This is a genomic window from Streptomyces sp. NPDC001717 (assembly GCF_042892775.1).
In the GTDB taxonomy this organism is placed as follows: Bacteria; Actinomycetota; Actinomycetes; order Streptomycetales; family Streptomycetaceae; genus Streptomyces.
On the sequence record NZ_JBIAUK010000002.1, the window covers coordinates 364790 to 373076 of the forward strand.

Genomic DNA, 8287 nt, shown 5'->3' on the forward strand with positions numbered 1-8287 from the left:
GACCGGTGCCGGGGCCCCTGGGCAGCGGCGATGCGGATGCCCGTGTCGCCGATGGGGCCGCGGCCCAGGACGGCAACGCCGCCGCCGGGCGGGGCGCCGGCGTGGACGACGGCCTGCCAGGCGGTCGGCAGGACGTCCGACAGGTACACGAACCTTTCGTCCGGCGGCCCCTCGGGGCTCGTGGACTGCTCCGGCACCACCACGGCGGGCCATCGCGGGCCAGGTGGCCGGGCATCGCGGTCGGTCAGCCGGGCCAGGTGCCTGTCAGACGCCGTATCGCCACAGCCCCCGACCGGTCGACGGAGGCCTTCACCACGGCGAAGATCGCCCCTTGGATGGCTGCGGCGAGCAGGATCTGCTTCCAGGTCCGGTCCTCGTCGGTGGCGTCAGGAGCATCGCCCTCGCCCACGATGATCTTCCACGCCTGCTTGAAGACGCCGCCTGCGATCACGCCGCCGAGGGCGCCGAGGGCCAGCCCGACAGGCTTGTAGGCGACCTTGGAAGCCTTCATCGGCGACCTCCCCGGCTACGGCGGACCAGTAGAAGGACGGCTACGACGGCTCCGACCACCAGGAGCGTGGTGCGGTGGGCGCGTGCGGCCGTCGCTGCCCGGCCGGCCTTCTCCAGGAGCGGGTCCGGGGTCTTGTCCTCGACCGCCCGGGCGGCCTGCCCGGCCTTCTCACGGATCTGTTCGGAGACCAGCACCGCCTTCTCCGCGACCTGGTCCTTGACGGCGGCCGTCCTCTCCTTGGCCTGGGCCTTGATGTCGGCCTTGGCGGCGAGGGCCTCGACGGTCTTGCCGAGCTCGTCGCGGGTGCGCTCGACCTGATCGCGCAGTTCGGCAGGGCCGGGGCCGGCAGGCGCAGGGGCGGGGGTGCCGATGTTGGTCCGGGCGTCGTCGTTCATCGGTGTGCCTTCTCCTTGATCTCGGCCAGGTCGGCCTTGACGCTGTCGATGGTCTGTTCGGGAGTCGGGGTACCGGCCCGGGCGAACTGCCTCCTTCCGGCCAGGGCGGTCCCGGCCGCCACGATCCCCAGGGCCGCGGTGACGACGAGGGCGGCCGCCCACACCGGCAGAACCAGCGCGAGAGCGGCGATGCAGGCTGCCGTCAGGGCCTGGAGTGCCAGGAGGCCGATGATTCCCGTGGCGCCGAAGAGGCCGCCGCCCTTCCCGTAGCGCTTGCCCTTCTGGGCCATCTCCGCCCGGGCCAGCTGCATCTCCTCGCGTACGAGCTCGGATATCTGCTGCGAGGCGCGTGAAACCAGGACGCCCACCGAGTCGTCGGCGGTGTGGGGCTGCCGCTCCACCGTGGTCATGGGGACACCTTGCCTTTCATCGATCTGCGGAAACGGGCATTTCGCCAGTCAGGTGCTCTGCTCGGCGCTGGTGGTGTCCTGCGGCGCGTCGGCGCCGCAGTCGCTCGACCGGGTCGATGCCGTTCCGGGGTCAACGGTGGTCATGTCGTCGTCACGGCGCGCCTACCCCGCAACCGCGTTGGCACCCGCGCGGCAACCAGCGTTGTTCGAAAGGTGGCGAGGCCCGACGAAGATCATGACGTCGCCGGTCTCCACCGCCGCTTCCTCTTCCACGTACCGGAGGGTCTTCAGCGCGACGGCCAGGACATCGCCGAAGCGCTCACGCTTCGGCCGCCGTCGTCCGTGGAGCGCGTCCTCGACGGCCGGCGGATGCAGGCCCAATTCCTCTGCCAGCTCCACGAGTTCACCTTGCGAGGGATCTGCCACCCGGACCCAGGCGAACTCGTCTTGCCCCAAGCCCCTCAACTGCTTGACGACGGCCCCGCCCGCGTCGTCCGGCAGCCCGCACTCCACGGCCTCCGACCGGCCCGACATCTGGTCGTACACAACGCATTCCATCTCCCGCGCATGCTTCACCCGCCCCGTTTCATGCGCCCGCAGCCCGCTCTCGCCCGCGGGAACCGTCAATCTCCCTCGGCTGCCGTGCGGGCCCGTACCTCCTGCGGGGTGAGGTATTGGTCCGTGTATTCGAAGTCGCGCAGCGTCCCCGGTTTGTACGTCTGGAAGCCGGTGCGGACGAAGTCGTCGCCGGCCACGGCGTTCAGGAGCCAGTTCGTCATGACCCGGGTCTTCGCCGCGCCGGTGCGCAGCGCCGCCCAGTGGTACCCGCGGGCCACGGCCTGGGCGGGCATCCCGCGCAGGTCGATGCCGAGGGGCCGGGAGACGCCGTCTCGGCCGCCGAGGTCCACGACCAGCCCGAGGTCCTTGTGGACGTACGGTCGCAGCGGTGTGCCCCGCAGGGTGGCGACGAGGTTGTCGGCGGCGACCCTGCCCTGGCGCTCGGCGTGCTGCGCGGTGGGCGGGCAGACCGCGCCGTCCCCGCCGCCGGCGAGGTCGGGTACGGCAGCGGCGTCGCCGAGTGCGAACGCGCCGTCCGCTCCTGGCACGCGCAGGTCCGGAGATACGACGAGCCGGCCGCTCTTGGCCGTCTCGGCGCCCAGCGTGGCGATGAGCGGGCTCGCGGCGACGCCGGCGGTCCAGATGAGCGTGCGGCAGGGCACCACGCGACCGTCGGTGAGGGTGACGGCCTCGGCGTCCGCCTTGGCCACGGAGATGCCGAGCGAGACCTCGATGCCGCGGCGGCGAAGCACGTCGAGGGCGGCCCGGCCCAGCCGGTCGCCGAGCTCGGGCATCAGCTTGGGGGCCACGTCCACGAGGTGCCAGTTGATCTCGCGCCGGTCCAGTCGGGGGTAGCGGGTGACGGCGTTCGCGGTGAGCCGCTCCAGGGAGGCGGCCGTCTCCGTTCCGGCGTAGCCGCCGCCCACCACGACGAAGCCCAGGCGGGAAGCCCGTTCCGACGAGCCGGGTGCGGCGGCGTCGGCCAGGTCGAGCTGGGCGATCACGTGGTCGCGCAGGTGGGCGGCCTCCGCCAGCGTCTTCATCCCGCGGCCGTGTTCCGCCAGGCCGGGGATGTCGAAGGTGCGCGTCACGCTGCCCGGCGCGAGCACCAGGTGGTCGTACGGCTGATCGACCAGCTCCCCCGTGATCTTCCGGATGACGCAGACCTTGGCCCGGGTGTCGATGCCCACGGCCCCACCGGGCACGATCCGGGTCCGGTGGCGGCGGCTGCGGCGCAGCGACACCGCCACGGACTGGGGGGTGAGCACCCCGGAGGCCACCTGCGGCAGCAGGGGCAGGTACAGCTGGTAGGAGAACGGAGTGACCAGCAGGATCTCCGCCTCCCCCGGTGACAGCGTGCGCTCCAGGCGGCGCACGCAGGAAACGCCGGCGAAGCCCGCGCCGACGACCACGATCCTCGGTCGCACCATGATGTTGTCCGTCCCTTCTCGGGTGTACGGGTCCCTTGCACGCCTTCCCCGGCAGGCCACGTCATGCACACGGAAAGCGGTACGGACGGCTCCGGAGGGCCTGGACGGCCGGGCACATGGCCCCGCATGGCACTTCGTGGCGGACGACCCGCTCGTGCACGGCGTCGGCCTCGACCCGGTGAGCGAGCAGGGGCGGGGTAGACGGAACAGAAGAGGCGGCAGCCGTCAGCACCCGGGCGTCGCCCCACGGTCGAGTCGCGTACCGGGCTGACCGCGCCAACACCCCGAAGACGCCTCCACCCACCATGGACAGTCCGGTGATACGTGGGCGTCGGCAAGGACGAACCATGAAAGCGGCAGTGTACGAAGGACCGCGGACGGTGACGGTCAAGGACGTCCCCGACGCGAAGATCGAGCACCCGTGCGACATCCTGGTGAAGATCACCACCACCAACATCTGCGGATCCGACCTGCACATGTACGAAGGCCGGACCTCCTTCGAGGCCGGTCGAACCCTCGGCCACGAGAACCTCGGCCAGGTCGTCGAGGTCGGCAAGGCCGTCAGGAAGGTCCAGGTAGGCGACTGGGTGGTCCTGCCCTTCAACATCGCCTGCGGCTTCTGCAAGCAGTGCGAGCAGGGCCTCACGAACTACTGCCTGACCATGCAGCCCAAGCCGGACATGGCCGGCGCCGCGTACGGCTTCGCCGAGATGGGCCCGTACCAGGGCGGCCAGGCCGAGCTGCTGCGCGTCCCGTACGGCGACTTCAACGCCCTGCGCCTGGGCGAGGACGCCGCCGAGCGACAACTCGACTACGTGATGCTGGCCGACATCTTCCCCACCGGCTACCACGCCACCGAAATGGCGGGCGTCAAGCCCGGCGACCAGACGCTCGTCTACGGCGCGGGCCCGGTCGGCCTCATGGCCGCCTACTCCGCAATCCTCAAAGGCGCGGGCCGCGTCTGGGTCGCCGACCACCAGCCCGACCGGCTCCGTCTCGCCGAGGAGATCGGCGCGATCGCCATCAACACCGCCGAACAGGACGCGGCCGAGGTCGTCAAGGAAGCCACACTCGGCCTGGGCGCGGACAACGGCTGCGAATGCGTCGGCTATCAGGCCCACGACCCGCAGGGCAAGGAGGACGCGACCCTGACCATGAACGGACTCATCGACGCGGTCCGGTTCACCGGTGGCATCGGCGTGGTCGGGGTGTTCCTTCCCGAGGACCCGGGCGGCGCCGAGGCCCAGGGCGAGCTCGAAGCCCAGGGGAAGGTACCCCTGGACTTCGGCATGCTCTGGTTCAAGGGCCAGCGGATCGGCACCGGCCAGGCACCCGTCAAGCGCTACAACCGGGCTCTGCGCGACCTGATCGCCGGCGGCAAGGCCGAACCGAGCTTCCTCGTCTCCCACGAACTGAGCCTCGACGAGGCCTCTTCGGCATACGAGCACTTCGACAACCGGGTCGACGGCTGGACGAAGGTCGTCCTCCACCCCAACGGCAGCAGTCGCAGCGCGGGCGGATCCTCCCACCACACGGTGCAGGAACTGCGCCAGGAAGCGAAGGCGCAGGGCATCGAAGGCCGCTCTCACATGAACAAGCAGCAGTTGGAACGGGCGCTCGGGCATTGATCGCGAAGGGACTGACGGCCGCTTCCGGCTCCCCGGCGTTCGAGCACCTCCGCGCCGCCGTACGCGCCTCTCCGGCCCGCCCTCGCTGCGGACCGGGGCTGGACGCGGTGGTGTTCCCCGGGGTCGCGAACGGCACGTCGTCCCCGGCCACTTCGGCATTCCGACCGGCACCCGCCGCATCGTGCCGCCACATGGTCGGGCACTTTCGGGGCAAGAGCGCTCCATGCTGTTCTCGCTGCTCACCTTGCTGCCACTCGGAGTTGCCATGGTTCTGACCGCCGTCGCCGACCTGACCCCCCACGGCCGGCGCCGCCGCCCCACCCGCTGACCGGCAGCGCCACGGCGGACGGCACCGGACGGATCGTCCCGGCGGCCGATGGGTTCTTGCCCGTCCCGGCCTTCAGGCGCGCTGCGCGCGGGCCGCTGGCGTGGGTCCGTGAAGCTACTGCTGGTATCGGACACGCACGTTCCCGCTCGGGCCGGGGTCCTGCCGGCGGAGCTCCTCGAACGCGTCCCGCACGCTGACGTCGTCATCCACGCCGGGGACTGGACCGACACGGCCACCCTCGACCTGCTCCAGGAGCGGGCGCGTCGGCTGATCGGTGTGTACGGAAACAACGACGGGCCGCAGCTGGCGGGCCCGGTTGCCCGAGGTTGCGTACGCGGAAGATCTCGAACGGACGGCTCGCCGAGGTCCGCCTGCACCGCCTGACGCGCACCGGAAAACACGCCGACGGTTGACGGGGGCGTCGCACACTCATGGCACGGACGGAACGGGGTACACGGACGACACCGACCGAAAGGAGCCCGTCCATGCTGGGCATCGCCGCCGCAGTCCTGTTCTTCATCGCCTTCCTCCTCAACGCCGCCGGCATCGCCACCAACGAGGTCCTGAGCTCGACCAACCTCATGCTGATCGGTCTCGCCGCCCTCGCACTGCACGTGGCAGGCATAGGAGGCGCGCGACCTGCCCGAGGGTGGGGCCGCAGACGCTGAGGGTCGTGGGGTGACCGCACCCGAGCGTCCACAACTCAGCCCTCACCGGCCAAGGGGAGAAGCAAGTGACCACCTACGTCATCACCGTGCCCGGCACGTTCCTGACGGACGTCGACGACGCAGTACGCTCCGAGCTGGCCCGCAGGCTGGCATCGCACCACACCGATCTGAGCGAGACCGAGGACGTGCAACTCCTCACGGTCCACGAGGGCGGCACCTTCTCCGTCCGGCTCGAGGTCGAGGCCGCCGACCGTGCCACGGCCGAGGACAACGCCGTCCGCCTGCTGGCCGGCACCCTGCGGGAACTGGGACTGCCGGAGAAGGACGCGCCGCTGGGACCTCCGTCGGTCACGGGAGTCGATGGCGATTCCTGAGGTCTTTCGCACCCGCGGGTCATGAGCGGCGGGGCGGGACGTACCAGTCGCCGGGCCAGTGCGGCTGGTGAGCCGGCGGCGGGCGGGGGCGGGGTGTCGTTGCCGAGAGTGCCAGGTGGTGCGCAGTCCCTCGGCAGTGCCGCTGCCGGGCGCAGTGGGTGGCGGCGCGGCCGTGGTCGGCCGGTCGACGTGCGGCCGGCCGTGCTGCGCCCTCGTCATCAGGCCGGTGTCCCGGGCGCCGGCGACGAGGAACCGCCGGATGTCGTCGGCCTGCCGGCTCGCCGCCAAGCCTTCCAGGCAGTGCCAGGTCACCGGGTGCCCGGGGACCGCGAGGTTCAGCGCCTGGTGGGCCACACCGGTGACGAATGGCATCGCGTGAAAGGTTCCGTCCGCGCCCTGGGCCAGCCGGTACTCCTCCGCTGTGACCGGATCCGCCGGCTGTCCAGTGGCGTGGAGCGCGATCGCCCGACGTCAGGACGGGGGCGTTGCGGTGTGGTCGGGGTGGTGGGGAGTGCGGCGGATCGTTTTGAGGCGGGCCTCCAGGAGGTGGTCCCGCCCGCCGGCCAGCTCGGCCACCAGGTCCCGTTCCACTGCGGCGAAGGGCTGGTAGTAGGTGGAGTTGTACGCCTCGATGATCTGGAAGGTCCAGTGACCCGGAATGACGTTGCGGCCCACGATCTCACGCTCGACCCGATCGGCCTGCTCTTCGTGCCCCGCCTCGCGCAGGAGCCGGACCGCGTCGCCGAGCTCGAAGTCCGCGGTCCCGGTCAGCTGGTGGAACCCGTAGAGATGACCTCGGGCCCGCTCGGTGGTTTCCAGCGCCTTCGACAGCGCTCCCAGAGCGCGCACCGTCTTCTCGTCGACACCCTCCGGAACCTGATGGGCCGGATCCATCTCCTCATTGCTGTTCATGGAGGATGTTCTGCCCGGAAGACGCTCGATGTGTCGACCGATTGAGCCAATCAGCGCAAAAATCTCCCGGTGCATCGGTTCGTCGCGGCTCCGCCGAAGCGCGTCGCGGGCTGCAGGGAGAATCGTCTGCCCAGCCTTCGGGATGAGAAGCACATGGGAATCGGATGCATGCCCTGCGGGCGATGGGGCACACGGCGCTTCGGAGGTTGATAACCATGGTTCCCCTGCTTCTCGTTCTTCTGCTGGTCCTGCTCCTCTTCGGCGCGGGATTCGCGCTGAAGATTCTCTGGTGGGTGGCTGTCGCAGTCCTGATCCTGTGGCTGATCGGTTTCGTCGCCCGTCCCAAGGGCGGTGGTGGCCGCTGGTATCGCTGGTAGTCAGAGGCAAAGTGCGGTTCTGGCACTGGATGGTGGTGGCCGGTTTCCCCCTTTCTCGGGGGGACCGGCCCACCTCCGTGATCGACGGCCGTAACGGCCGCATTTCGATGGGTGTGCGTGATGTCGTGAAGACGGGGCAAGTGGAGTCCAGGCGGAACGCGGCAAAGCCGCCGAGCTTGATGTACGGAACAGGAAGACCGGCGAGGAATTCGTTCTTCCGCCGCCCCCTCATTGACCGGAGGAGTTGTTTTTCGCGTGACTGAGCACATGTGGAGTTACCATTCGACCTCGGGCCACCTGGCCGGGACCGATCTGACCGGTTACAAGGTCGAGGCGACCGACGGCAGCATCGGCAAGGTCGACAAGCACTCCGACGAAGTCGGTGACGCCTACCTGGTCGTGGACACCGGCGTATGGATCTTCGGCAAGGAGGTCCTGCTGCCGGCCGGCACGGTCGTCAAGGTCGATCCCGAGGACAGGAAGATCTTCGTCGACCGCACCAAGGAACAGATCAAGGACGCCCCCGAGTTCCACCGGGACAAGCACCTCGGTGACGCAGGATACCGAGAGGATCTGGGCACCTACTACGGCACCGGCGCGCCCTTCGGCGGCCGACCCGCCTGACCGCACTCCCGCACGACGACGCCGGTCCCGGCACCCTCCTGGGTGCCGGGACCGGCGTCGTCGGGGTGACCC

11 protein-coding genes and 2 pseudogenes are annotated in these 8287 nt (G+C 70.2%); 6 read left to right on the forward strand and 7 right to left on the reverse strand.

Going from position 1 to position 8287, the window contains the following annotated elements; all coding sequences use genetic code 11:
* Window positions 1-14 precede the first annotated feature (14 nt).
* The 6 genes and pseudogenes from ACFYZL_RS06230 to ACFYZL_RS06255 all read right to left on the reverse strand — a co-directional run.
* A pseudogene (locus ACFYZL_RS06230) lies at window positions 15-176 on the reverse strand (glutathione-dependent formaldehyde dehydrogenase); the annotation flags it as partial.
* A 68-nt stretch (window positions 177-244) separates the two neighbouring features.
* A complete protein-coding gene (locus tag ACFYZL_RS06235) occupies window positions 245-511 on the reverse strand; it encodes a DUF4235 domain-containing protein (protein ID WP_384743709.1) in 267 nt (88 codons plus the stop codon).
* Complete coding sequence (locus ACFYZL_RS06240; RefSeq protein WP_388676526.1) at window positions 508-906, reverse strand: DUF3618 domain-containing protein; 399 nt, start codon at window positions 904-906, stop codon at window positions 508-510. The genes ACFYZL_RS06235 and ACFYZL_RS06240 overlap by 4 nt, the downstream gene beginning before the upstream one ends.
* Window positions 903-1316, reverse strand: coding sequence for a phage holin family protein (locus ACFYZL_RS06245; RefSeq protein WP_384743704.1), 414 nt, complete (start codon window positions 1314-1316; stop codon window positions 903-905). Before ACFYZL_RS06245 ends, ACFYZL_RS06240 begins: the two co-directional genes overlap by 4 nt.
* 162 nt (window positions 1317-1478) lie before the next feature.
* Complete coding sequence (locus tag ACFYZL_RS06250; protein WP_388676529.1) at window positions 1479-1862, reverse strand: CorA family divalent cation transporter; 384 nt, start codon at window positions 1860-1862, stop codon at window positions 1479-1481.
* Between the two features lie 77 nt (window positions 1863-1939).
* Window positions 1940-3304 carry an NAD(P)/FAD-dependent oxidoreductase gene (locus ACFYZL_RS06255; RefSeq protein WP_384743699.1) on the reverse strand — a complete coding sequence of 455 codons (1365 nt, stop codon included), beginning with the start codon at window positions 3302-3304 and terminating at the stop codon, window positions 1940-1942.
* A 347-nt stretch (window positions 3305-3651) separates the two neighbouring features.
* Here ACFYZL_RS06255 and ACFYZL_RS06260 point away from each other — a divergent pair, with 347 nt between their 5' ends.
* The 4 genes and pseudogenes from ACFYZL_RS06260 to ACFYZL_RS06275 all read left to right on the forward strand — a co-directional run bounded on the left by ACFYZL_RS06260 (window position 3652) and on the right by ACFYZL_RS06275 (window position 6302).
* Window positions 3652-4932 (forward strand): alcohol dehydrogenase catalytic domain-containing protein, encoded by a 1281-nt coding sequence (locus ACFYZL_RS06260; protein WP_388676532.1) that lies wholly within the window; start codon window positions 3652-3654, stop codon window positions 4930-4932.
* Between the two features lie 436 nt (window positions 4933-5368).
* A pseudogene (locus ACFYZL_RS06265) lies at window positions 5369-5600 on the forward strand (metallophosphoesterase family protein); the annotation flags it as partial.
* A 145-nt stretch (window positions 5601-5745) separates the two neighbouring features.
* Complete coding sequence (locus ACFYZL_RS06270) at window positions 5746-5928, forward strand: hypothetical protein (protein ID WP_384743693.1); 183 nt, start codon at window positions 5746-5748, stop codon at window positions 5926-5928.
* A 65-nt stretch (window positions 5929-5993) separates the two neighbouring features.
* Window positions 5994-6302 (forward strand): hypothetical protein, encoded by a 309-nt coding sequence (locus ACFYZL_RS06275; protein WP_384743691.1) that lies wholly within the window; start codon window positions 5994-5996, stop codon window positions 6300-6302.
* 471 nt (window positions 6303-6773) lie between these two features.
* Here the strand turns inward: ACFYZL_RS06275 and ACFYZL_RS06280 are convergent, their stop codons facing one another.
* Window positions 6774-7214, reverse strand: a complete 441-nt coding sequence (locus ACFYZL_RS06280) for a hypothetical protein (RefSeq protein WP_384743690.1) — start codon at window positions 7212-7214, stop codon at window positions 6774-6776.
* Window positions 7215-7429: 215 nt separating this feature from the next.
* Here ACFYZL_RS06280 and ACFYZL_RS06285 point away from each other — a divergent pair, with 215 nt between their 5' ends.
* A complete protein-coding gene (locus tag ACFYZL_RS06285) occupies window positions 7430-7591 on the forward strand; it encodes a hydrophobic protein (protein ID WP_384743688.1) in 162 nt (53 codons plus the stop codon).
* Window positions 7592-7846: 255 nt separating this feature from the next.
* Window positions 7847-8215, forward strand: a complete 369-nt coding sequence (locus tag ACFYZL_RS06290; RefSeq protein ID WP_384743685.1) for a PRC-barrel domain-containing protein — start codon at window positions 7847-7849, stop codon at window positions 8213-8215.
* Window positions 8216-8287: the final 72 nt, after the last annotated feature.

Bases quoted from the DNA above. Each gene is read 5' to 3' on its own strand.
- ACFYZL_RS06260 (WP_388676532.1), top strand. From the start codon at position 3,652: ATGAAAGCGGCAGTGTACGAAGGACCGCGGACGGTGACGGTCAAGGAC.
- ACFYZL_RS06270 (WP_384743693.1), top strand. From the start codon at position 5,746: ATGCTGGGCATCGCCGCCGCAGTCCTGTTCTTCATCGCCTTCCTCCTC.
- ACFYZL_RS06245 (WP_384743704.1), bottom strand. From the start codon at position 1,316: ATGACCACGGTGGAGCGGCAGCCCCACACCGCCGACGACTCGGTGGGC.
- ACFYZL_RS06285 (WP_384743688.1), top strand. From the start codon at position 7,430: ATGGTTCCCCTGCTTCTCGTTCTTCTGCTGGTCCTGCTCCTCTTCGGC.
- ACFYZL_RS06280 (WP_384743690.1), bottom strand. From the start codon at position 7,214: ATGAACAGCAATGAGGAGATGGATCCGGCCCATCAGGTTCCGGAGGGT.
- ACFYZL_RS06240 (WP_388676526.1), bottom strand. From the start codon at position 906: ATGAACGACGACGCCCGGACCAACATCGGCACCCCCGCCCCTGCGCCT.
- ACFYZL_RS06235 (WP_384743709.1), bottom strand. From the start codon at position 511: ATGAAGGCTTCCAAGGTCGCCTACAAGCCTGTCGGGCTGGCCCTCGGC.
- ACFYZL_RS06255 (WP_384743699.1), bottom strand. From the start codon at position 3,304: ATGGTGCGACCGAGGATCGTGGTCGTCGGCGCGGGCTTCGCCGGCGTT.